Annotated in this window: 24 protein-coding genes and 1 pseudogene; 15 read left to right on the top strand and 10 right to left on the bottom strand. The window is 47.6% G+C overall.

Translation table 11 applies throughout. The features are described from left to right. Positions 1 to 3 precede the first annotated feature (3 nt). From ACXAG2_RS16290 to ACXAG2_RS16250, 9 genes are all read left to right on the top strand, one after another. Complete coding sequence (locus ACXAG2_RS16290) at positions 4 to 1,515, top strand: sensor histidine kinase (RefSeq protein WP_474868677.1); 1,512 nt, start codon at positions 4 to 6, stop codon at positions 1,513 to 1,515. After that, a complete protein-coding gene (locus ACXAG2_RS16285; protein ID WP_119500978.1) occupies positions 1,505 to 1,957 on the top strand; it encodes a response regulator in 453 nt (150 codons plus the stop codon). Before ACXAG2_RS16290 ends, ACXAG2_RS16285 begins: the two co-directional genes overlap by 11 nt. A gap of 45 nt (positions 1,958 to 2,002) precedes the next feature. Continuing rightward, entirely contained in the window at positions 2,003 to 4,054 is a 2,052-nt protein-coding gene (locus tag ACXAG2_RS16280; protein WP_474868675.1) for a response regulator, read from the top strand. Positions 4,055 to 4,227: 173 nt separating this feature from the next. Continuing rightward, the gene (locus ACXAG2_RS16275) at positions 4,228 to 4,548 is read left to right on the top strand and encodes a DUF883 domain-containing protein (protein WP_474868673.1); all 321 of its coding nucleotides are present in this window, start codon (positions 4,228 to 4,230) and stop codon (positions 4,546 to 4,548) included. A 1-nt stretch (position 4,549) separates the two neighbouring features. Further along, entirely contained in the window at positions 4,550 to 5,128 is a 579-nt protein-coding gene (locus ACXAG2_RS16270) for a phage holin family protein (RefSeq protein WP_474868670.1), read from the top strand. Next, positions 5,125 to 5,382: a hypothetical protein gene (locus ACXAG2_RS16265; protein WP_119500975.1), complete on the top strand. Its 258-nt coding sequence runs from the start codon at positions 5,125 to 5,127 to the stop codon at positions 5,380 to 5,382. The genes ACXAG2_RS16270 and ACXAG2_RS16265 overlap by 4 nt, the downstream gene beginning before the upstream one ends. 9 nt (positions 5,383 to 5,391) lie before the next feature. Next, the gene (locus ACXAG2_RS16260; RefSeq protein WP_474868668.1) at positions 5,392 to 5,967 is read left to right on the top strand and encodes a CC0125/CC1285 family lipoprotein; all 576 of its coding nucleotides are present in this window, start codon (positions 5,392 to 5,394) and stop codon (positions 5,965 to 5,967) included. A 219-nt stretch (positions 5,968 to 6,186) separates the two neighbouring features. Next, the gene (locus tag ACXAG2_RS16255; RefSeq protein ID WP_474868665.1) at positions 6,187 to 6,660 is read left to right on the top strand and encodes a hypothetical protein; all 474 of its coding nucleotides are present in this window, start codon (positions 6,187 to 6,189) and stop codon (positions 6,658 to 6,660) included. Between the two features lie 229 nt (positions 6,661 to 6,889). After that, complete coding sequence (locus tag ACXAG2_RS16250; RefSeq protein ID WP_474868663.1) at positions 6,890 to 7,351, top strand: ferritin family protein; 462 nt, start codon at positions 6,890 to 6,892, stop codon at positions 7,349 to 7,351. Between the two features lie 24 nt (positions 7,352 to 7,375). Here ACXAG2_RS16250 and yfbR read toward each other — a convergent pair whose 3' ends face one another. Next, positions 7,376 to 8,020 carry a 5'-deoxynucleotidase gene (yfbR, locus tag ACXAG2_RS16245; protein ID WP_474868661.1) on the bottom strand — a complete coding sequence of 215 codons (645 nt, stop codon included), beginning with the start codon at positions 8,018 to 8,020 and terminating at the stop codon, positions 7,376 to 7,378. 293 nt (positions 8,021 to 8,313) lie between these two features. On the opposite strand from yfbR, the gene ACXAG2_RS16240 reads away from it, so the two are divergent. Together ACXAG2_RS16240 and ACXAG2_RS16235 are read left to right on the top strand one after the other, a co-directional pair. Beyond that, a complete protein-coding gene (locus ACXAG2_RS16240) occupies positions 8,314 to 8,490 on the top strand; it encodes a DUF1328 domain-containing protein (protein ID WP_070125299.1) in 177 nt (58 codons plus the stop codon). A gap of 30 nt (positions 8,491 to 8,520) precedes the next feature. Then, positions 8,521 to 8,715, top strand: coding sequence for a hypothetical protein (locus ACXAG2_RS16235; RefSeq protein WP_119500971.1), 195 nt, complete (start codon positions 8,521 to 8,523; stop codon positions 8,713 to 8,715). A gap of 44 nt (positions 8,716 to 8,759) precedes the next feature. Here ACXAG2_RS16235 and ACXAG2_RS16230 read toward each other — a convergent pair. The 7 genes and pseudogenes from ACXAG2_RS16230 to ACXAG2_RS16200 all read right to left on the bottom strand — a co-directional run. Beyond that, positions 8,760 to 8,975 (bottom strand): annotated as a pseudogene (locus ACXAG2_RS16230) (DUF6942 family protein); the annotation flags it as partial. 31 nt (positions 8,976 to 9,006) lie between these two features. Continuing rightward, positions 9,007 to 9,312 (bottom strand): DUF6942 family protein, encoded by a 306-nt coding sequence (locus ACXAG2_RS16225; protein ID WP_474868658.1) that lies wholly within the window; start codon positions 9,310 to 9,312, stop codon positions 9,007 to 9,009. 90 nt (positions 9,313 to 9,402) lie between these two features. Then, the gene (locus ACXAG2_RS16220) at positions 9,403 to 11,850 is read right to left on the bottom strand and encodes an efflux RND transporter permease subunit (RefSeq protein ID WP_474868656.1); all 2,448 of its coding nucleotides are present in this window, start codon (positions 11,848 to 11,850) and stop codon (positions 9,403 to 9,405) included. Beyond that, positions 11,801 to 12,703 (bottom strand): MlaA family lipoprotein, encoded by a 903-nt coding sequence (locus ACXAG2_RS16215; protein WP_474868653.1) that lies wholly within the window; start codon positions 12,701 to 12,703, stop codon positions 11,801 to 11,803. Before ACXAG2_RS16215 ends, ACXAG2_RS16220 begins: the two co-directional genes overlap by 50 nt. Continuing rightward, entirely contained in the window at positions 12,690 to 13,031 is a 342-nt protein-coding gene (locus tag ACXAG2_RS16210; protein ID WP_150154265.1) for a hypothetical protein, read from the bottom strand. The genes ACXAG2_RS16215 and ACXAG2_RS16210 overlap by 14 nt, the downstream gene beginning before the upstream one ends. A 53-nt stretch (positions 13,032 to 13,084) precedes the next feature. Further along, on the bottom strand, positions 13,085 to 13,252 hold the full coding sequence (locus tag ACXAG2_RS16205; protein ID WP_474868650.1) for a hypothetical protein: 168 nt from the start codon (positions 13,250 to 13,252) through the stop codon (positions 13,085 to 13,087). Positions 13,253 to 13,659: 407 nt separating this feature from the next. Next, complete coding sequence (locus ACXAG2_RS16200; RefSeq protein WP_474868647.1) at positions 13,660 to 14,262, bottom strand: BON domain-containing protein; 603 nt, start codon at positions 14,260 to 14,262, stop codon at positions 13,660 to 13,662. Positions 14,263 to 14,524: 262 nt separating this feature from the next. Between ACXAG2_RS16200 and ACXAG2_RS16195 the strand changes: the two genes are divergently transcribed. After that, a complete protein-coding gene (locus ACXAG2_RS16195) occupies positions 14,525 to 15,511 on the top strand; it encodes an endonuclease/exonuclease/phosphatase family protein (protein WP_474868644.1) in 987 nt (328 codons plus the stop codon). Positions 15,512 to 15,569: 58 nt separating this feature from the next. Here ACXAG2_RS16195 and ACXAG2_RS16190 read toward each other — a convergent pair whose 3' ends face one another. Together ACXAG2_RS16190 and ACXAG2_RS16185 are read right to left on the bottom strand one after the other, a co-directional pair. Continuing rightward, positions 15,570 to 15,956: a response regulator transcription factor gene (locus tag ACXAG2_RS16190; protein WP_474868641.1), complete on the bottom strand. Its 387-nt coding sequence runs from the start codon at positions 15,954 to 15,956 to the stop codon at positions 15,570 to 15,572. Positions 15,957 to 16,362: 406 nt separating this feature from the next. Continuing rightward, positions 16,363 to 16,893, bottom strand: a complete 531-nt coding sequence (locus ACXAG2_RS16185; protein WP_232373517.1) for a hypothetical protein — start codon at positions 16,891 to 16,893, stop codon at positions 16,363 to 16,365. Between the two features lie 272 nt (positions 16,894 to 17,165). On the opposite strand from ACXAG2_RS16185, the gene ACXAG2_RS16180 reads away from it, so the two are divergent. The 3 genes from ACXAG2_RS16180 (at position 17,166) to ACXAG2_RS16170 (ending at position 20,968) form a co-directional block, all read left to right on the top strand. Beyond that, positions 17,166 to 19,274, top strand: coding sequence for a TonB-dependent receptor plug domain-containing protein (locus ACXAG2_RS16180; RefSeq protein ID WP_474868638.1), 2,109 nt, complete (start codon positions 17,166 to 17,168; stop codon positions 19,272 to 19,274). 108 nt (positions 19,275 to 19,382) lie between these two features. Next, complete coding sequence (locus tag ACXAG2_RS16175; protein ID WP_474868637.1) at positions 19,383 to 20,444, top strand: hypothetical protein; 1,062 nt, start codon at positions 19,383 to 19,385, stop codon at positions 20,442 to 20,444. Continuing rightward, positions 20,444 to 20,968: a response regulator transcription factor gene (locus ACXAG2_RS16170; protein WP_474868634.1), complete on the top strand. Its 525-nt coding sequence runs from the start codon at positions 20,444 to 20,446 to the stop codon at positions 20,966 to 20,968. Before ACXAG2_RS16175 ends, ACXAG2_RS16170 begins: the two co-directional genes overlap by 1 nt.

The raw sequence follows: 20,968 nt of genomic DNA, 5'->3' as shown, positions 1-20,968 counted from the left end.
TATATGCTGAATAAAGTTGTTCAATCTGCTTACAGCTGGATCACGTTGGTTACCGTGGTCATTGTTATTATTACCGGTAATGCATTTTACGTTGTCAGTACACTGGATGAGCTCGCCTCTCTTGAGAGCAGGCTGTTCAGTACTAACCGCGTGATTAGCGCTATCAATAAACTTCACATGGCTGTACTTCGTGCTGAATCGGGGCAACGGGGTTACCTGCTAACCAAAGATGAAGCCTACCTCACCGATTACACCGTCACCCTGAACAAGCTCAATGAATTGCTTGAAGAAGTTGAAGCCGCATCTGTGGAATCGGATCTTCCCGAACAGGAAGATAATATCGAAGATTTAATCGATTTGAGTAAGGCAAAAATTAACGAGCTTATCAAAACCGTAGAGCTTACCCGTGCAGGTGAATACGCCGAAGCACTGTCTCTGGTGAATACTGATTTGGGACTGAGCTTATACGATGAATTCGATTTACGTTATGACAAAGTGGATGCCACAGAAAGAGAGGCTCAGGTTAAGCATCTGGACAGCCTTATGCGTCTGCGTTCAGACTCGGTAACGACCCTCATCATTTCCGGTATCACCACCGGCTTGCTGATCATCGCCATTCTTATCTTATTGCGCATTAACCTGCGGGAAACCGTTAAACATCAGCGGGATCTCGAAGAATACAATGAAGAGCTTGAAGATAAAATTGAGGATCGCACCCAGGAACTCAAACTGTATGCAGATGAGCTCTCCCGGAGCAATCGCGAACTTGAAGATTTCGCTTTCGTCGCCTCTCATGACTTGCAGGAACCGTTAAGGAAGATTCGTGCTTTCGGTAACCGTCTGGAAGCCGGCTATACTGATGTGATGGATGAACGGGGAAGAGATTTTCTGCAGCGCATGCTCAATGCAGCCGAACGCATGTCGATGTTAATCAGTGACTTACTCGCCTTCTCCCGGGTGACCACAAGAGGTAAGGACTTTTCAGAGGTTGCCCTGTCTGAGATCCTCGACAATGTCACCAGTGACCTGGAAATTGCCATAGAAGAATGCAAAGCCACCATCAATGCAGGCGCCCTGCCGGTGGTGCAGTGCGATAAAACGCAAATTGAACAACTGTTGCTCAATCTGATGTCCAATGCACTGAAATTCAGATCTGAAGATACCTCACCGGTTATTTCCCTCAATTCCCGCCCGTCTACAGAGGAAGAACTCGAACCCATTTTATTGAAAGATGAATATGAATGGGTAACCATCACAGTTGAAGATAACGGCATTGGCTTTGAACAGTCTTTTGCTGAGAAAATTTTTGCGCCGTTCCAGCGTTTACATGGCAGAAGTGCCTACAAAGGAACGGGCATAGGACTTGCCGTGTGCCGCCGGATTGTAGAGCGGCACAATGGCGTTATAAAAGCATTCAGTGAACCTGGCAAAGGATCGCGCTTTGTCATTACGATGCCTGTCAATGGCGAACCGTTTGCGACAAACAGTGAAGGAGTAGAAAAACATGTCTCTTAAACATGGCACCCCGATAAATATTCTGATGGCAGATGACGACGAAGACGATCGTTTGCTTACCCTCGATGCACTAAAAGAAAGCCGTGTACTGAATAACCTGTATTGTGTCGAAGACGGTGTCGAACTTCTGGAGTACCTTCGCCGTGAAGGAAAATATGCCGATCCGAAAGACTCGCCCCGCCCCAGTCTCATTCTTCTGGATTTAAATATGCCCAGGAAGGACGGCCGTGAAGCCTTACAGGAAATCAAAGCTGACCCGTCTCTGAGAGGCATTCCCGTGGTCATTCTGACGACCTCGAAAGAGGAAGAAGACATGCTTAGAGGCTATGACCTTGGTTGCGCTTCATATATTACCAAGCCGGTAAACTTTGAAGGCCTGGTGGACCTCATGCGGGCATTAGGACGTTACTGGATTGAGTTTGTAGAGTTACCCCACGATTAAGTGGTCAGCAATAAGCAGCAATCAATAGTGCACGGGGAAACGAGCGTGGCAGAAGTTATTCGGGTTTTACTGGTAGAAGACGATGAGGATGATTATTTCCTCACCGCCGACTATATGTCCCAGTGTGAAGACCCTAAATTCCACATCACATGGGTAACAAACGGCAAGGCCGCCATCGATGCTTTTCAGAAGCGCACCTTTGACATTTGTTTGCTGGACTACATTTTAGGGGCAGAAAATGCACTTGATGTGCTTGCCACCTTTAAAGCTGCGGGTATCACCGTACCTGTTGTCATTCTGACCGGCCAGACAGACAGTCAGGTGGATGACATGGTGATGCGTGCCGGTGCAGCTGACTATCTGAACAAAAGCGAAATTGAATCCCCCCGTTTCATGCGGACTATGCGATATGCCATGGTTCGTCGCGAGATAGAAAACGAGCGCATCGAACGGCATAAAGTTGAGCAACAAAATAAAGCAAAAGATAAGTTCCTGGCACACCTTGGCCATGAGTTACGCACACCGCTGACATCCATTCTGGGCTACACCGAGCTGTTACTTGACGATGAAGCCAACGAACCGATGAACCAGGAACTGTCGATTATCCACACCAATGGCAAACACCTGCTCAGTTTGCTGAACGATTTGCTGGATATGTCACGCATTATGGCTAATAAACTTGAGCTTTCACTCAGAGAAGTGAATCTCAACGGCTTTCTCACAGACGTCCATTCACTGATGAATCTGGCAGCGAAAGACAAAGGGCTTTCCATGGAAGTCTTTTCGCAAAATGATATTCCGGATTTTATCACCGCCGATCCTACCCGGCTCAGACAGGTATTAATCAACCTTATCAGTAATGCGGTTAAGTTTACTGATACCGGCACCATCCGGGTGTCAGTGGAAACCCTGCCCCCCCGAAAATCTGATAATAAAGAATTGCTGTTATTCCGGGTCACCGATTCGGGTATTGGCATGCCGCCGAACAAACTGGATGACATCTTCCGTCCTTTTGAGCAGATTGAAGATGTTATGCGGGCTAACCATGGCGGCGCGGGTCTTGGCCTGGCGATATGCCGTGAACTGGTGTCCAAAATGGGAGGAGAAATCAGTGTTGAGTCAGTATTTGGCCGCGGTAGTACTTTCTCTTTCACCATTGACCCCGGTGACATCAGCGAACAGCACTTTGACGTTTTCCGGTTATCAGCGCCAACGCCGGATGACCTCAACAAGAACCATCTTCATGTCACCGGCCGGGTGCTTATTGTCGACGACTTACGTGAACTGAGAAAGCTCACTGGTCATATGGTCAGCCAGTGCCATGCGACTGTGTCCTATGCTGAGAACGGTGTTAAAGCGCTGGAGGCCGTTTTGCAGGCTGAACAAGCGGGCAAACCTTATCACCTGGTGCTGATGGATATACACATGCCGGTGATGAACGGCATTGATGCTCTTAAAGCCATGCGTAAACACCAGTGTAATGTCGCCGTAGTGGCAATTACCGCCGCCAGCAGAAAAGGCCTGAGACAGTCACTTCTGGACGAAGGATTTGATGATGTGCTTGGCAAGCCCATCGATAAACCGGCGTTGTTCGACATACTGGATCGATATCTTATCAGCACACCGGGAATGGCAAAGCCTTCAGAAGATGAAGCATCCAATGTCAATAAAGCGCTGGAGTTTGTTCCTTATAAAACATCTGAAACGGAGTCCTCCCCCCCGCTTCCAGATACTAGTGACAATCAACCCGGTGATTCTGACGGAAAACAGGTATTACTGGTTGAAGATGATCACGATGCTGCAGAACTGATGAAGTTGTTGCTCAGTCACCTGGGCCACAGTGTTGAGGTGGCACATAATGCCCGTGACGCGAAATCCCTCATTGCGATTAAGCCATTCGATGCCGCCCTGCTGGATTTAACCCTGCCGGATGCTGACGGGATCAGCCTTGCCAGTGATATCCGTCAGGACCACAAAGATTTGAAGATATACATTGTCAGTGGCCGGGAGCCTGATGAAAATGACTTAAAAGACGTCGACATCGCCGGCACATTGCTCAAACCGGTTAACCGGAACGATCTTGCCACGCTGTTTTAGTAAGAGGTTGCCTGCAATTATTACAGGCAACCTGTAACAAACGCTGGTCCTCGCAAGCCACATCAATTCACCGAAAAACAAAAAGCACAAATTATCAACAACTTGCACCAAAACTCGTATTGGTATTGGCCTTGCAATACTCCTTGTGAACATTCCAAAAAGGAGAAATTATTATGGCTAACGCAGCATCAACCGCTTCAGCAACAAAGACTTCTAACGGTGTGGCTGATTCGACTCATCCTTTTACAGACAAAGCTCAGGCTTCTCTGCACTCGTCTGTAGATAAGCTGGCTGAATCAGCGGCCCGTGCCGAACAGAATATCCGCTCCACCGCGTCTGACTCTGCTGACAACATGGCAGCACGTAAGGCCCAGATGGACGCGAAGTGGAAGGCCTCAGGGGTACGTAAGTACGCCATCGAAAACCCGGTAGCTACTGCAGGTATCGCGTTTGCTGCAGGCATGCTGGTTACTTCACTTTTACGTAAAAAGTAACATGAGCGTCAGGGAGCCGACTGGTCCCGGTGAAGAGATGGTCACCGGGCACATTCCCGACGAAGCCCTGGTCAGTGATACTGACCGGGGTTTTTCTCCTTCCCGCTCAGAATCGCCGGAAGGCCGTCAGGATCCTTACGCTGAAGACGCTGGCAATGAAGGCACAGAGACTTCCGATGAGTCTGATCCTTCGCTGGACGACATGATTACCAACGCGCAATGGGTGCTGTTCCAAAAGCAACAGGAATTGATAGCACTGACGGAACTTACCGCAGCCGAAGTGAATGTGGCCAGGCAATCAGTGGTCGTCACCGGCATATCAATTCTGGCGTCATTCGTGTTTGCCTGCTTCTGCTGGCTCATCGCCAATATCGGCATCGCCATTACATTGCATCATTTTAACGTTCACAACGGCATAACAGCGCTGATTGTTTTTGTACTTAATCTCGTTCTGGCCGTGGCTGCATTTGCGATAGCCAGAAATGCTTACCGCTACATTTCGCTGATGCCTGCAATCAGAACGCTGTTGCAGGCTGTTGGTGTGAACAAAGAGGAAAAACAGGAGGAAACAAAATCATGAACCTGTTTTTAACTTCGGCACTGCGCGCCCGTGACAAGGCGCAGGAAAACTACGAAATATCGCAATATGAAAGTGCGGTTGCAGTGAACCATGCTAAAGTGACGGCAAGACTTTTTGTTGCCCGTCCCGAAACTCTGCTTACCTGTTTCGGTGCCGGTGCATGGAAAGGTGCAACCAGTGATGATCCGCCAGGCAAGCGCCGGCAAGCCCTGTTTGCTTTTGCCCGCACCGCAGTTTTCAATTTCTTAGGATAAGGACACTATATGCCAGGTTTTGCATCAGGATTAATGATTAAAACGCGCAACGTATTTTTACCGGTTCTAACGGCAAGTGTGCTGGTTCTCAGTGCCTGCAGCAGTGTTCCGGACTCAGCGCCAACGCCATATAAGGCGGCAAAATCTGAGAAACAGTACGGATATTCATCTGTTCAACTGTCTGATGCGGAGTACAGGGTGATGTTCCGCGCCACAGAAGCCACCGATGCGGCGCTGGTGCAGGAATATACTTTATACCGCGCAGCTGAAATCGCTCAGGCCGCCGGCTATCAGTATCTGGCTATCGTGAAAACAGATGTTGAACGCAAAATGACTACCGGCAAACGCCTGGTAAAAGACACCAGTGCTGCTCAAATCCCTGTACTGCAGGAAGAACAATGCACAATGTCAGGCTGTTCCGGCGTAGCCCAGCCATTCCCGGCACAAACCACAGAGATGACCGTTGAAACGCAGACCATGGAAGACGTGTATTTTTCAATCATGGTAAGAATGAGCAATGATGCGGCTACTCTGGGTAAAAAAGCCTTTACAGTCAGTGAACTGCTGGCAAACAAACCTGCCTGATATCCGAATTGTAAGCAGCGCCCGGGCAGTCATTTACTTATTCTGCTCTACACCTGATAAACGCCTGAAATACCCGTTTCAGGCGTTTCTTTATTGGCGCAAACGTTCCTTTACTCTATTCTCATCATGTCGTTAATCAGAACCTGATACCATGATGAAAACTATTAAATATTCTGCAGGCTTTAAATCGAACTGGTCATCGTCATTGTCATTCTTGGCGTGCTGGCAGTAACAGCTGCTCCCCGTTTTATTGATTTGTCTGAAGATGCCACTAATGCCGTCACTCAGGGTCAGATGGGCGCATTCAAGTCGGGCATTACGCTGTTACAGGCCAAATATCAGATTCGTCAGACAACGCCGATAAATATCGGCGGACAATCTGTAGATTTCACATCGGATGGCTGGGCTCAGGGTAGCACTGCGGACACCGCCGGCTGTGTGGACCTCTGGAACAAAGTTTACAGCAGCCCTGAACCGGTGAATGCGCTGGCCAGCTACAACAGTCCCCTGGTGACTGGCTGGAACGCTTACTACTACAGTGGCGCCTGCGGATACATTCCCGGTAATGCCGGCGAAGTATTTTACGACGACACCGGTAATCCGACTCAGGTACATTTCGTGTACTTCACTCAGGATCTCACTGTATCTACCTATTCCGGTAATCCAGGCGATGTGAAAATGTACAACCTGTAATTACTGTTAACAGCACTTAAAAGCCGGCATTGTTCGCAATGCCGGCTTTTACTTTTTTACAGAGCAAATTGTAAAGATGTATTTACCCGTTTCTTCCACACGCTGCCAGTTTGAACATCCGGAAAAAAAACTTTGTATATCATGAATATAAAATTTAATTAGCAGACATAACATATGGCCTGATCCCTGCAAATTCCCATACAGAGTTTTGCAACAAAGGGAATCCGCTGTGTCTGCTGCTAATTATCCGTCTGATAATATTTCATATCTCATCAATATGCTGCAAAGCGGTATCACGTTTTACAGTGACGGAATTAAAGCCGTGAGCTGCGACAGTACCCGCGCCCTGTTTTCGCGTATATTAAGAGAGAAGCAACAAGCCTGTACTGATCTCATGCCTTATGCAGGTCAGCACAGTGATTTTACTGAAACGTCTTTGCTTATCGAAGCGAGAAAACTCTATACCCATGTAGTCAGTAAGCTTTCTGCAAACAGTGAGCAGGTGTTTGTTGAGCAACTGGTAGCGCTGGAATCACGGGTTCTGAAACAGTTCGATGATGCGTTAAACGAAAAACAGAGCCAGTCTTGTGCTCAGCTGTTGCGGAAAATCCGCACCCGCATGCAGCAATGCTATGATGAATTATTATCCCTGAAACAAGCCAGAACGCGGTTATTGAAGGACCGCGCCTGAACTGAGGACGTTAAATGTTCCCTGTTATTCTTTAATATTCAGCGTATTAGCCCTTTCGACCCAGTCTAGATCGCGGGTCTGCTCATCCAGCGTTCCTTTTGCATCTTCAAGAAATACCTGACAGAAATAATCCACACATTTAAACGTGTCCCGGTATTTTTTCAGTTGTATGTCCATTTCGTGCATAGCATTTGAAAACTCTGAGTTAGATTTTGATAACTCATAGTCACATTTCAGATAAGCACACAATACGTCTGCGGCTTTCGCCAGCGCCACATGAATATCTTCTTTATCCTGCTCAATCAGAGGCTGATAACGCTGACGTAGTGGTTCAGGTAGTGTTTGAAGTAACATGGCTTCAAACCTCCGCTCCAGCTTTTTAATCGCCATGGTGGTTTCCGGGTCGTGATATTTTACCGGGCTGGGAATGTCGCTCATACCGGCAATTTCACTGCCTTCATGGAAAATAGCCATGGAGGCTACCCGGTCAGGCTCAACATCTTCGTTAAATACTTCTTTTGCAATTGCCCCGAGCATATGAGCAACCACCGCCGCTTCATAAATATGCGTCGATAACATTTCTTCCTGAAACTGCGCCATTAAGGGCCAGCGTTTTACGTTTCTTGCTCTTTGCATCAAACCGATAAATGCAGAATGGTTTTTACTCATGAATAGTTGTCCGTATATCGAAAGCGGGACCGGCAACGGCTGGCGGGCCACGGGTAAGCCGGATTAAATAAATGATGAAATATAAATCTAGTGTACCAGCGTCTCTAATGCACTGCATGAAAGCTTTCCGGAGACTGTGTAAAAAATGCAAGTAAGTTGTAACTACCGCCCTGTCCATCAGGGTCAAACGCAGTAAAACAAAAAATAACCCTTAATTTTCAACATCTTAAATAATGGCACAATACCAGCATAAGTGTATATGTCATTTACTAGAGCAATATGAGGAAATAATTATGCTAGGTTGGGCAGTTACATTTTTCATTATCGCCATTATCGCAGCAGTTTTTGGCTTTGGCGGCATTGCCGGTGCAGCATCAGGCATTGCTCAGTTTTTATTCTTCGTGTTTGTAGCGTTGCTGGTGATCTCTCTGATCGCAAATGCATTACGCGGCAAATCACCTAGAGTCTAACAATTTACATTGGAACAAGGAGAAAGGACTATGAACTTATCTAAATTAATGCTTAAGGCACTGTTAGTAGCAGGTTTCGCATTCTCACTGGCCGCATGCGGCGACGGTGAAGCAGAAAACGCAGGTGAAAAACTCGACGAAGTCGTTACCGATGCAGGTAACGCAGTTGAAGACGCCTGTGAAGATGCCAAAGAAGGCATGAATGCAGAAGACAAAGACTGTTAATCAGTACTAAGAAAAATCAAAACCAGACCTCCGGGTCTGGTTTTTTATTTCTGACACCCCATAGCCTGTTTCAGCAAAGCCGGCCTGCTTCTGATCAGATAATTCAGAAAACCAACTTTTTCATTTGTCAGCTGCCGGTAGTCAAAATACGGCGTCACAACCAGTGACCGTTGCAAGCACACAGCAAAATCAGCCGTCAGCCATTCCACACTGTCTGTAAGTCCCAACGTTCCGGCAAAGGTTTTGCCCATCACAATGTTTAATCTGGCAGGGTTAAAATGTTCCGGCGCTTCAAACCAGAGCGCAGTACTCCCCCTGTTCTGTCAGCAAAAGCTCGTCACGATACTGCTGCCATGAGGAAATGCCTTGTGTTTTGCCGGCACTCTCTGACAAGGCAAATACCCATTTTGCGTAGACATTAAATACTTTACGCCAGCCATTTCCGCATTCCCGGTTTATGTTCTCAATGAGGGTATTATTTGCCGGCAACAATTGTCCCGGAGGCCCCGTCAGAGGATAATCAGGCCGGTTTGCCATAAACACCTGAATACACGCCTCTTCACACCCTAACCCTGCAACGGAATCTGCCTCCGGCATTGCTCAGCTCCTTTCTCAGCCATCAGTAAAAAAGACCTGCATCGCTGCAAGCCTTTATTCGTCTATACATCATACCTGATTGCAGGGGCATTACCCGCTACTTTTCTTACCAACAAAACGGTTTAGCAGCGCCGGCAATAAACTCAGGTCAGTAAACAGTGCCAGCAGCATCGCCAGTGCCGTCAGCAAGCCAAAATACACACTGGGTAAAAAGTCAGAAAAACCGAACAGTGAGAAACCCGTTGCAATAATGGTAGAGGTGAACAATATAGCCAGTCCGGAATGCCCGAAGGCTGAACGGCTCCCCGCGTATGCGCTGCCATCTCCCTGTTTCATACCAGACAGGTAACTGTGTAAAAAGTGAATGGTATCATCGACAGCTATGCCCATGGCTATGGCCGCAATAGTGATAGTCATAATATCAAGGGAAATACCGGACCAGCCTATGATCCCTAAAACTCCCAGTGTAGTGAGTATATTCGGTAGAAGTGCAATCAGTGTGACCTTAAGCGAGCGGAAAATAGCAAACAGCACCAGTGCCAGCACTGCATACACAATACCGAGAGTTTTGATTTGGGAGTCAAAAAGACGACTGAGAATATCCTGATACAACACGAACAGGTTAGTCAATTCATACTGAGAGTCATCCAGCCCCGTGGCTTTTAAGTCAGACTGCAGTTGAGTCATAAACAGTTGACGGTTCAACCCTTCCGTGGTGTCCTGAATACGCGTAGAGATACGAAAGGCATTATCTTCAGCAGAAAAATACGCCCCCACCAGCTGATTTACCACCTTTTCATCCAATAAACGGTAGATAGAGGTAAGCTCATACTCAGTAAGCGGTTTTCCACCATTTAACTGTTTTGCCAGTTCAGTAAAATTCACTACCGACGTCACACTGCCTGTAGCGTCAAATGCCTTGATGGCCGCCTGCGCCAGCTGCAACTGTGCGACAGAATCTGCCGTCAGCACCAGTTCCTTCGACGCGTTTTGTCCATCCAGTGTAATAATGACATCCAGGGCAGTAGAACCACCAAATTCACGGTCGATAAACGCCAGTTCTTTGTAGATTTGCGTGTCTTTATCAAAGTAATTAATAAAAGAGTCTTCAACATTAAGCCGTGTGATGCCCGCCGCCATAACAGCAAACACAATGAGCACAAACCCGCTGACAGCCAATGGTGCGCGCATCGACAGCCCGCGCAGGCGTTCCAGCAATGCTTTAATAAAACCGTACTCTTTCGTTTCTTTACTGGCCGGTAAAAATGACAGCAAAGCCGGGAACAGCAGCAAACTTACTGCCATGGTGATCAACATGGAAGCCAGCATCATCCATCCAAATGCGACCACCGGCTGCAAGCCTGAAAAGATAAGAGCGCCGAATCCTACAGAGGTGGTCAGCGTGGCGTAAAAACAGGGAGACAGTTTGTCTTCCAACGTAGCGATAATGCGCTGGCGTTGAGAATACTCCGGGCTATCCCGGCTTATTTCGCGGTAACTGCCGATGACGTGGATCATCACCGCCAGGGTAAGAATAAGTTGCAAAGCCACAAAATTTGCGGAAATGACCGTGGTACGTAAATCCAGCAACCCGAACAGGCCCATGGTCAGAAATACGCTTACTGCACAGGAAAGTAACGGAAAGAATACCCATTTAAATGACCGGTACAATAAGGCCAGAAGTAACACGATAACCGCAGCGATTGCGGTGCCAAAATTCACCAGGTCTGACTTGATGATATCGATAAGATGCTGGCCTACCACATAGGCCCCGCCAAGATAGGTGTTGGCTCTGTCAGACAAAGACTGCGTGATTTGTTCAATTTGTTCGATTTCGGCTTTTCGCTGTGTGGTCAGTTGCTGACGGATAGGCTCAGCCTTCGCCTTTAACGCTTCAATTTTCTTATTGTCGGCGTCACTGAGGCTCTCACCGTCTAGTACTTTAGCCTGAATGGTGGTGATTTCTTTGTCTATTTCTACCAGTTCAGGATTGTCTTTAAAAACGATCTGAATACCCGTTGCGGTTTCCTGACGGTTAACCAGCAGATCAGTAAAGATCGGATGGCCTGAAATCATAGATTTCATTTGTGCGGGAGAATAATGCTGCTTTTCCCATGACAGAGAAGCCACATCGGTATCACCGGTAAGTGCACCGGCATCATTAATAAGCGGCACGGTGATAATGGATGTCACAGCTTCAACACGGTCGATTTTCTTTATTTCTGCCGACAGCGCAGCAATATCATCAAATGTCTGCCGGCTGAACAGATCATGAGAAACCGGCTCATAAGCCAGCAGAATAAATTCCTGCGGGGCGAATGTCTGATCAGCAACCTGAGTCTGAATGTAGAGCTTGTTATCTTTGACCAGTAAGGTGTCTGCGGACGCATCAATGCGAAATTGCGATATGTGTAATCCCAGCCACGCTAAAGCCGCAATAAAGAAAATCAGAATACCCCAGCGGGCTGAAATAATCCCTGCCGCCAGCTTACTGGTTATCTTGCTGTTCGCGTTCACTGAGTTCGAAGAGTTCGTCACGTCGCTGTCCCTGAATGTACTGATTACGGAAATAGATGTAAGGATCCTCAGCCTGCTCATACAATTTCTTGTACGTATCTGACTGATTTGAGAAGTCATCAAAACCTTCAAAAATCCTCAACTGATAGCTTTCCGGTGGTTCAGCAATGTAATTTACCGGATGGACAAACCCTTCGGTGAGCGTAGATAACGCGCCGCGGGAATCAGACGGACCTAAAATGGGAATAACCAGATACGGGCCGGAGCCAATATCATAGCGTTGTAAGGTATTTGCGATGGTTTGCTTTTGCGGTTTGATGTCGAACCAGTCGGATGCGGGGTCGAATAAGCCGAGCAGTCCCACCGAAGAATTGATCAGAAAGCGCCCTAAGTTTGCACCAGCCTCACTGAACTCGCCTGCAAAGGTGTTGTTGACCAGATTCAACGGCTCTCTGAGATTATCAAAGGCATTACCAATTTTGTCTCTCACCACCCCTGGCACTACATAATGATAACCGTCTGCCAGCGGTAAAAGTACATACTGATAAGACACATTATTAAAGCTGAACATGGCCCGGTTGAAGCCTTCCCAGGGATCGTTGTAATACACCTCATCACCGGTATTCCCTGACTCAGGGGTATCACCTACTGCAACCACTACCGGAGAAACGGATACGGCTCCCTGGCTGGTTTGTACGGTAACGTCTTTCCCTTTCGCAAGCTCTTCAGCCAGTGCAGGTTCGTTTTTTTGAGGTTGTGTGTTGTTCTGCGGTTGTACAGCAGAATTTTCAGGCATGTCGGGCGCGCTGGCACAGCCGCCCAATAAAAATACACAAATAATTAAGGCGAAAGCACCTTGTCTATAAGCTGGCATAGATACCACTTTCCTTCCTTTCGTGGTGATTCATTATATTTTGAGCCCGCTGCAGAGCTTCATCCCTGCTGTAGTCCCAGTCACTATCATCATAGTTACGGGCCAAATCAAGATAATGCTCAATCCTTTGCTTACGAATTTGATGAAACGAATTCGCCGGGTCAAATTCCAACTCATTAAATACCGCCTCAACTTCTGCCAGATCAGCACCAGTTGATGTTTCTGCCGGCGTTTCCCCCAGCCAGGTTGAAAGTTGCTTTCCGGACCCCAGAGCTACAAGACTGGTCAGAAGTAACACTGTCATTACCGCAATTTTTAAGTAATTCATGTTTTTCACCATCGTTGTTTAATTCAAGGGCCGTCCGGATCGCTTTCCTGTACTTAGTTAGCGGTCGCTGCCTCCGCCATCACTGCACCTGCTGTTGCCTTACCGGCTTTGTGGTCACGTTTGTCGTAGCGATCGAACCAGTTAAAAACTGGCTGCGAGTGAATGAGACGTTCAAATGACGTTGACGGTAACGGACGGTGTTTAGTCTTCAGAAATTTCATACTGCTCCCTTGCGTGCGTAGAATTGAATTCCGGTAAATGACTTATTTACTCTCACAACTATTTTTAACATTCCAATTTCCGCGCCATATTTTTAGAGACCTCACAGAAACGCCGCAAAAGCCACCTCCGTGCTTCAACGTCATGACCGGCGTTTTCGTAACCTACTGATTTATTAGACTTAAGTATCAATTCATTATCATAGAAGAAAAATCAGAGGAAAAAGGTGCAGGTAATGACACCCAAATAATTTCCGTTGACCCGGGAATTTGATGATACTTTTTTACTACAGACGGGAAATATTTTCACAGACGGGAAGGAAAGCTTTTCAGCAGGATTCATCAACCGGAACGCAATAAAAAAGGGCTGAGATAACTCAGCCCTTTCCTGATTATGCAGTTAAAAAGTATTATTCACTTTTCATCGCTGTTTTCTGTTGAACGACCTTCAGGTTGTCTTCAACGTCTGTAACATCTGTGGCGTTTTTCGCAATCTCAACGGCCAGGTCACGCTCAGCGTCTGAGTCTACTGTACCGGTAAGCGTAACATTGCCCTGCTCAACATCCACGTCGATATCAAAACCGGAAATGTCAGAGTCCATCAGTAAACGGGTTTTGATTACAGTCGCGATTTTAGCATCTGTCAGTTTGCCGGTTGCAGAGTCCATATCCATGTCATCACCGGACATAGCTTGAGAGTCATGCTCTTCTACAATGGTCAGCTGGTTATCAACATCTGTTACGCCGTCGATATTCGCTACCAGCTCTTCCGCGAGCTTTTTATCAACCGAGTTGTCTACCTTACCGGTCAGAATAACCTTGCCATCCTGAACATCGGTGTTGATATCAAAAGAATTCAGATTACCGTTAAACAGTAATGTTGCTTCAGCTTTGCCGTCTATCCAGGCATCCTTGGCACCTTCCTCCCACTTGTTCGCAGTATCCATAGATCCTGCAAAAGCAGAAGTAGTTAATGTACCAGCTACTAATAGTGAAAGAATTGAACGTTTCATAATTTTGCTCTCCTTAATTATCAAGCAAAAAAAATGAAGCCAACTTCATGCCAGGAAATTAAATAACTGAAAAATATGATTTTTTATAGTGAACTCCAACTTTCCGCTCTTTCCCTTCATGCAAACTTTTCTCAGAACCCCGTATTTTTTACCTTGCATTTACAATTGCTGAAATCACCTCGTTTGATCGAACAGGACAGAAAGTCTTTATATAAGTAAGCTAAATATTTTGATTCCGGACAGTAATTTCAGCGGACGAACCATGACAACAGTACTCTCTATCATTACCCTTTTCTTTATTGTGGCTGCGATACTGCCTCACATACCCGGTCAGCACTGGTTAATCCGCGTATGGGAGTTTCCCCGTCTGCAGCAGGCGTTTATTTTACTTGTGCTCACCTTAGTCTGGACATACTGGTATATCGAAACGCCCTTACTGGCGCTTTACATGCAGGCCGGTGCTGTCTGTGCTTTGCTCTATCAACTTGCCTGGGTAATCCCTTACACACCGGTATGGCGCACAGAAGTGAATCAGGTACCGGCAACTGATGACGACCGCACAATAAGCATTCTCACCAGCAATGTATTAATGACTAACGATAACTATGACGCACTGATTAATCTTACCAGGCTACGTAAACCGGATATTTTGGTGACGCTGGAAAGCAATAAAGACTGGGAGCAGGCATTGTCGGTCCTTCACGATGACTATCCCTATCGCCTCTCTTGTCCGCTAGAAAATCTTTACGGCATGCATCTTTATAGCCGGCGTCCCTTCGGCAACGAAAAAATCCGTTTCATTATTGAAGATGACGTACCGTCTATGGAAATCTGGCAGGAAATGGCCGGTACTCAGGTAAAAATCCATTTTGTACACCCTAAACCGCCAAGTCCCACAGAAAATAAATCTGCCGGACCCAGGGATAAGGAACTGACACGGGTAGGAAAAGAAATGGCAAAGTTAAAGCATCCGGCCATTGTTACCGGTGACCTCAATGATGTGGCATGGTCACCGACGACCCGAAAATTCAGAAAAATAAGTGGCATGCTGGATCCCCGCCGTGGCCGTGGTTTTTTCAACACTTTCCATGCGGATTACCCGTTACTGCGCTGGCCCCTTGACCATGTCTTTCATACTGAGCATTTCGAACTGGTCAAAATAGAAAGAATGCCGGATGTAGGCTCTGACCACTTTCCCTTACTTACAACACTGAGATTAAGAACTAATCCATCAGTTAAACAGGCATAAAAAAACCTGTGGCTTTTCAGCTACAGGTTTCCATGAACTCTCTTTTGAGGTCGTTTTGTCAGGCTGTGATTGCCAGGGGTTCCCGTGTGGCAAAACGTTGACAACGACTCACAATGTCACGATAGTCTGAAGGATCCGGAACACTGTCATCTGCAGCGGCAAAGGCTGCGTTACCTGCGGGGTCTTGTCCGGGGTTCATCAGTAATACCGGCGAATCACAGGCTTGTTTTATTTGTGCCAGTATTTCCGCACCGGGTAAATCCGGCATCGCCACATCAAGCAGAATAGCGTCGTATCGCTGAGCCTTGCTCAGACGGATAGCCAGCTTTCCGCTGGCAGCAAAATCCACTTTCCATCCCAGTCCGGTCAAAAAGCAGGTTAACTGGCTTGCTACCACAGGATCGTCTTCAACGACCAGAATTTGTAAGATTGTACCGGGGGTCATGTTGCCTCCTTGCTGTTTTCACACTCTGTCCGCATTTCTGCGACAGGTCTCATAGACCCTAAAACTTAAGGAAACGCACATTTTACTTGTACTACAGGTGCAGCAATCAAGTTGCTACCTTTCTGCACTTCTATCTGCAGGATTTACGAGTGCAGAATTCACGCCATCTCTGTATAAGCGGCGTTTATTACGAAATTCATATACCACCGAGTCCGGAATTAGCCCAAAATATCAACAACTTAAAGAAATAAGCGTGCTAATTTCATGATCAAAGGTAAGACAACATTACCATTAATGAAATTTGAAAAACAATTCTATCTGTGAATATTGTCCCCATGACAGGCCAAATTGGGACAAGTCGCCGGCACCTGCTCATTTTTTGTGCAAGCACCGGAAGAAATGGATATCAGGAAAGGAAAGAATTAATTTTCCGGCATGCTTTATCGCGGGATATAAAGTGCGCAAGAGCCAGCAACCGGTCGTCCCGTGGCCAGACAGCCTGATTAAGGGTACTGACATCGTTTTCCGATAGCCGCTGCGTATCCAGCATGAGCGCCAGTGCTTTTTTATTTGGCTTTATCAGCGCCGGTTCAGCTGCGGTAACCAAACTGACAGGCACACATATAAATTCCCGCTTTTGCGGGTCGCGGATCACACAAATTTCATTGTCACTGGAAAGTACAGCCGGCCAGCCTTCAGCGATGCGGCTTTGACCAAACATGGCCAGCGTAAACGCAATCAGTACACCAAACACGGTAAGTTGGAAAACCTGAGATAAATCAGGAGCCATAACCACAATAATGGCGACTACAACACAAAAAATACACCACGCAGCAAACACCCGGCGCATGGCCTTCGGGCTGATACCGGAAAAAATTGTTGCGTGTTTAAGTTGCTCTTTATCGAGAGTCTTAACAGAAACCAGATTATCAGACACTACAATATCCTACAGAATAACTTTATACCTGAAACGTATAACCAATATGATAAAGCCGCAACTAATCATTAGTATGACAAGGATGGACCGGATGAACGACTATTGTTACATGATTTCTGAGCCTGAATAAGGGCTTATCTTCCGTAAAGCTAAATAAATATCGCCAAACTTCTCAAACGCTTAACTTTTGAACATGTGCGACAATTTGTCGCATGTTGGTTTTGCGACGCCGCCGTTACACTATCGCCGGATTTAATAACCGGAAAATGTAAGTGAAACCACTCCCCTATGCTGTGTTGTCCGCAACCACACTGCTCAGTACATTAGCTTCTGCCGGAGAAACTCCGGTGGAAACCATCGAAGTCACCACCCGCCAGCCCCATCTTCATGGTGATGAGAACCTCTCATCCCGTCTGGGACAAGCCGGTATCACGTTTTCTGCAGCAGGCGGTGTCTCTGCATTACCGGTGATGAACGGTATGATGGGTGACCGCATTCAGCTACTCACCGACGGTGTGCCTGTTACTGCAGCTTGTGGTAACCAGATGAACCCGCCTCTGTCATATGTTTCCGCTAATCAGGTCAATACCATTGCCGTTTTACCGGGCGTATCTCCGGTCAGTGCCGGCGGTGACAATATTGCCGGGGTTATTGCATTGTCTACTTTCACACCGGCATTCAATACAAGTGATACGGTAACGTTTGAGAAAGGGTCGCTGGGGTATTTTTATCAAAGCAACGACAATGGCAGAACGCTGAGCGCTGATGCCACTGTTGCCAGTGACACATGGTATCTGAGCTATGCAGGAAATCAGTCCAAAGCAGAAAGCTACGAAGACGGGCATGGTAGCCTGGTACTTGATACCCTTTATAAAGCCACAAACCATTTGCTGAGTGGTGGTTATCAGGATGCATCACAACGCCTGCAAATGAGCATTTCTCACCAGCGTATCCCCTATCAGGGCTTCCCGAACCAGTACATGGACATGACTGACAATACCAGTACAGGCATTACGGCACTGTACCAGCGACAGTTCGGAGATATTGCCCTGGATGCCACCGCCAGTACCCGTCATACCACCCATGAAATGGGTTTCTTCACGGCGGAGAAAACAGGCATGATGCCAATGAACACAGACAGCCACGACACTGCACTAAAGCTGAAATGGACAATGCCGGCAGACAACAGCAGCACCTTTGTTTTTGGTCAGGAATATTACGCCAATCGCCTGGACGACTGGTGGCCGGCCGTAGAAGGCTCAGCTATGATGGGCCCCAATGACTACATCAACATTAATGACGGGGAGCGGGACCGCCTTGCAGCCTGGGCTGAATGGTTGTCCGCCGCTGATGAAGACTGGCAGTATCAGGCGGGACTGCGCGCTGAATATGTCACAACAGATACCGGTGAAGTTCAGGCATATGTAAACAGCAGCATGGATGGAATGTCCATGGGTGGCATGTCCATGGGCAGCGGGATGATGATGGCAAACAATCTGGCAGCAGCCAGCGCATTTAATTCAGCAGACCGCAGTCAGTCTGACACACTGTTCGACGCCACGTTGCTGGCTACACGCAAATTATCCGGCGATCAAAGCCTGACCCTAGGTATCGCAAGAAAGAACCGCGCCCCTAACCTTTATGAACGCTACAGCTGGGGAACCAGCGCCATGGCCACATCCATGATTGGCTGGTTCGGTGACGGAAACGGCTATATCGGCAACATCAAACTTGCACCTGAAACCGCCAGTACAGCCTCGGTGTCCTGGCAGGCAGAAAAATCAGACTGGGCAGCAGAAGTGAGTATCTGGTACACGCGGGTATCAGACTACATTGACGTCGACGTCACCGGTACTTTCAACCGCACAGAGTCCGCTGCGGGACAGAGAAACATTCTGCAATTTGTGAACACAGACGCTACTCTTACCGGTGCTGATGTAAAAGCATCGAAGCGTCTGTTTGACAATGAAGCAGGGGCACTGACCTGGAAAACAGCGTTCAGCTGGCAACAAGGTGAGCGCCGTCACGGAGAAGGCAATCTTTACCAAATCATACCGGTACAGAATACTATGAGCCTGGAATATGCCATATCGTCGTTCTCCGGTGCATTATCCTGGCAATGGACAGGCAGTAAAAACGATGTGGATAACCGGCGGAATGAGAACACCACTGACGCCTGGTCACTTCTGCATCTGTCTACTGCATGGCAACAGGGTAATATGACTTTCCACTTCGACATCCATAATCTGCTGGATACCTGGTATGAAGAGCCCGCTGGCGGAGTCAACATTGCTCAATTTAAGCAAACGCCGGAACAGGGCTTCGCGCAGATTGCCGGAAGGGGGCGGTCTTTTGACCTTGGCGTAACACTGGCGTTTTAGACTTAACACTTTATACTCTGCGGTTGTACGCCGCAGAGCAATCTATAATCAGGCCCGCTCTGCAGAAGCAGTACGCCGGAATAACAGACAATGCGGTAATCCACGCTGATGCTACTGATCTTGCTCACCCTGCTACCCGAAAAGCGCCGGCTGAACGCCGTAGCGTTGTTTGTCTGCACGGTGCTGGAAATCGTGCTGATAAACTGGCTTATCGGATTGAACGGTGCGGCCAGTAATCCCTACGCCATCATATTACTGATCCCCCTTGTCGCCGGTCTGGTACAACTTCCCTTCAGGTTGGCCACGGCGGTATTGCTTATCAGTACCGGTGCCCAGTTATTACAACTGCTTGCTTCCCCTGCTTCTCATCATGATGGTATGGCGCAGCATGCGGCCAATATGGTGTGGAGTTTTGCCGGCACCAGCGTGTTTATCGCAGCCATCATTTTTTATTACCGCCGCCAGTTAAGAAAGCGCAATGCGGCTATTGTTGCGCTCAGAGAAACTCAGTTAAGAAATGAACAACTCCTGGCTATTGGCACTGCCGCCGCACAACTTACCCATGATGCTGCAACGCCGGTTCATACAATTAATTTGCTACTGGAAGAATGGCGGGACAGCCCGGATCCGGCACTCATAAAAGAGCTCAGTGAACAGGTCAGCAGACTGAATGGTTTGTTATCTGACTGGCGGGAAGTGGCGGATGATGTCAGAGAGTCCCGCACCACAACCTATCGCAGTTCAGGATTAATCAAAGCATTACGGCATAGTCTGATTCTTGCCAGACCGGAAGCCCTTATTCACTGGCAAACCTTTAATAGCGATTGCATTATTCACGCTGACCGCACTCTGCTGCCTGCGCTTACAAATATTGTCGTGAATGCCTGTGAAGAAGCGTCCGGTGAAGCAGACAACGGCGTGAGCATCACTCAGGTTGTCAGCACCGGTCAATGGACGTTACGGATAGCTAATCCGCTGAATAGTGCGCCACCTGAACACGCACCGGTCATCGGCCGGCAACTTGTTCACAGCGAAAAAGGAAACGGGGTTGCCAGTGTGCTGACAAACGCAACAATTGAGCGGTTCGGTGGCAAAGTCAGTTGGGAAATTATTGATAGCCGGGGCGCTCTCACACTTGAAACCACGGTTATTTTGCCGGCAGAGCAATAATGCAGACTATCTTTATCATTGACGATGATCCCAGACTTTCACAAGTGCTTGCCAGACGGTTTGCCACCAAAACAGAATTTAACGTACATTGCTTTGCATCGGCCAGTGAAGCCATGCACCACCAGCAAACCGGTGTTTATGCAATTTTACTCGATATGATGTTGCAGGATGAAACCGGACTGGATTTTATTGAACAGCTGGCCGCCCGCTTTTGCCCCCGACACCTGATTGTGATGACAGGATACGCCAGCATTCCTACCACCGTGCGGGCCATAAAAAGCGGTGCCACAGACTACTTAACCAAACCGGTTTCTTTCCTGACCATTTTGCAACGCCTCGGAGTGTTGTCAGCCGGAGATGAAAAAGAATCGCTGACACCGATGACGCCGGCACAGGCGGAGTGGGAACATATTCAGCGCACCCTGCACGATCACGAACACAATATTTCCGCTACAGCGAAGGCATTGGGAATGCACCGCAGGACTTTACAAAGAAAACTACAAAAGATGTCACCGGGCAAATAA

The sequence above is a fragment of the Alteromonas sp. ABH4_456 genome, assembly GCF_056160645.1.
This window is presented reverse-complemented; position numbering and strand designations above follow the sequence as displayed.

What these genes read in the sequence shown, in the direction of transcription:
- ACXAG2_RS16290 (WP_474868677.1), top strand. Translation starts at nt 4, where the DNA reads ATGCTGAATAAAGTTGTTCAATCTGCTTACAGCTGGATCACGTTGGTT.
- ACXAG2_RS16285 (WP_119500978.1), top strand. Translation starts at nt 1,505, where the DNA reads ATGTCTCTTAAACATGGCACCCCGATAAATATTCTGATGGCAGATGAC.
- ACXAG2_RS16275 (WP_474868673.1), top strand. Translation starts at nt 4,228, where the DNA reads ATGGCTAACGCAGCATCAACCGCTTCAGCAACAAAGACTTCTAACGGT.
- ACXAG2_RS16270 (WP_474868670.1), top strand. Translation starts at nt 4,550, where the DNA reads ATGAGCGTCAGGGAGCCGACTGGTCCCGGTGAAGAGATGGTCACCGGG.
- ACXAG2_RS16265 (WP_119500975.1), top strand. Translation starts at nt 5,125, where the DNA reads ATGAACCTGTTTTTAACTTCGGCACTGCGCGCCCGTGACAAGGCGCAG.
- ACXAG2_RS16260 (WP_474868668.1), top strand. Translation starts at nt 5,392, where the DNA reads ATGCCAGGTTTTGCATCAGGATTAATGATTAAAACGCGCAACGTATTT.
- yfbR (WP_474868661.1), bottom strand. Translation starts at nt 8,020, where the DNA reads ATGAGTAAAAACCATTCTGCATTTATCGGTTTGATGCAAAGAGCAAGA.
- ACXAG2_RS16240 (WP_070125299.1), top strand. Translation starts at nt 8,314, where the DNA reads ATGCTAGGTTGGGCAGTTACATTTTTCATTATCGCCATTATCGCAGCA.
- ACXAG2_RS16235 (WP_119500971.1), top strand. Translation starts at nt 8,521, where the DNA reads ATGAACTTATCTAAATTAATGCTTAAGGCACTGTTAGTAGCAGGTTTC.
- ACXAG2_RS16225 (WP_474868658.1), bottom strand. Translation starts at nt 9,312, where the DNA reads ATGCCGGAGGCAGATTCCGTTGCAGGGTTAGGGTGTGAAGAGGCGTGT.
- ACXAG2_RS16215 (WP_474868653.1), bottom strand. Translation starts at nt 12,703, where the DNA reads ATGCCAGCTTATAGACAAGGTGCTTTCGCCTTAATTATTTGTGTATTT.
- ACXAG2_RS16210 (WP_150154265.1), bottom strand. Translation starts at nt 13,031, where the DNA reads ATGAATTACTTAAAAATTGCGGTAATGACAGTGTTACTTCTGACCAGT.
- ACXAG2_RS16205 (WP_474868650.1), bottom strand. Translation starts at nt 13,252, where the DNA reads ATGAAATTTCTGAAGACTAAACACCGTCCGTTACCGTCAACGTCATTT.
- ACXAG2_RS16200 (WP_474868647.1), bottom strand. Translation starts at nt 14,262, where the DNA reads ATGAAACGTTCAATTCTTTCACTATTAGTAGCTGGTACATTAACTACT.
- ACXAG2_RS16195 (WP_474868644.1), top strand. Translation starts at nt 14,525, where the DNA reads ATGACAACAGTACTCTCTATCATTACCCTTTTCTTTATTGTGGCTGCG.
- ACXAG2_RS16190 (WP_474868641.1), bottom strand. Translation starts at nt 15,956, where the DNA reads ATGACCCCCGGTACAATCTTACAAATTCTGGTCGTTGAAGACGATCCT.
- ACXAG2_RS16175 (WP_474868637.1), top strand. Translation starts at nt 19,383, where the DNA reads ATGCTACTGATCTTGCTCACCCTGCTACCCGAAAAGCGCCGGCTGAAC.
- ACXAG2_RS16170 (WP_474868634.1), top strand. Translation starts at nt 20,444, where the DNA reads ATGCAGACTATCTTTATCATTGACGATGATCCCAGACTTTCACAAGTG.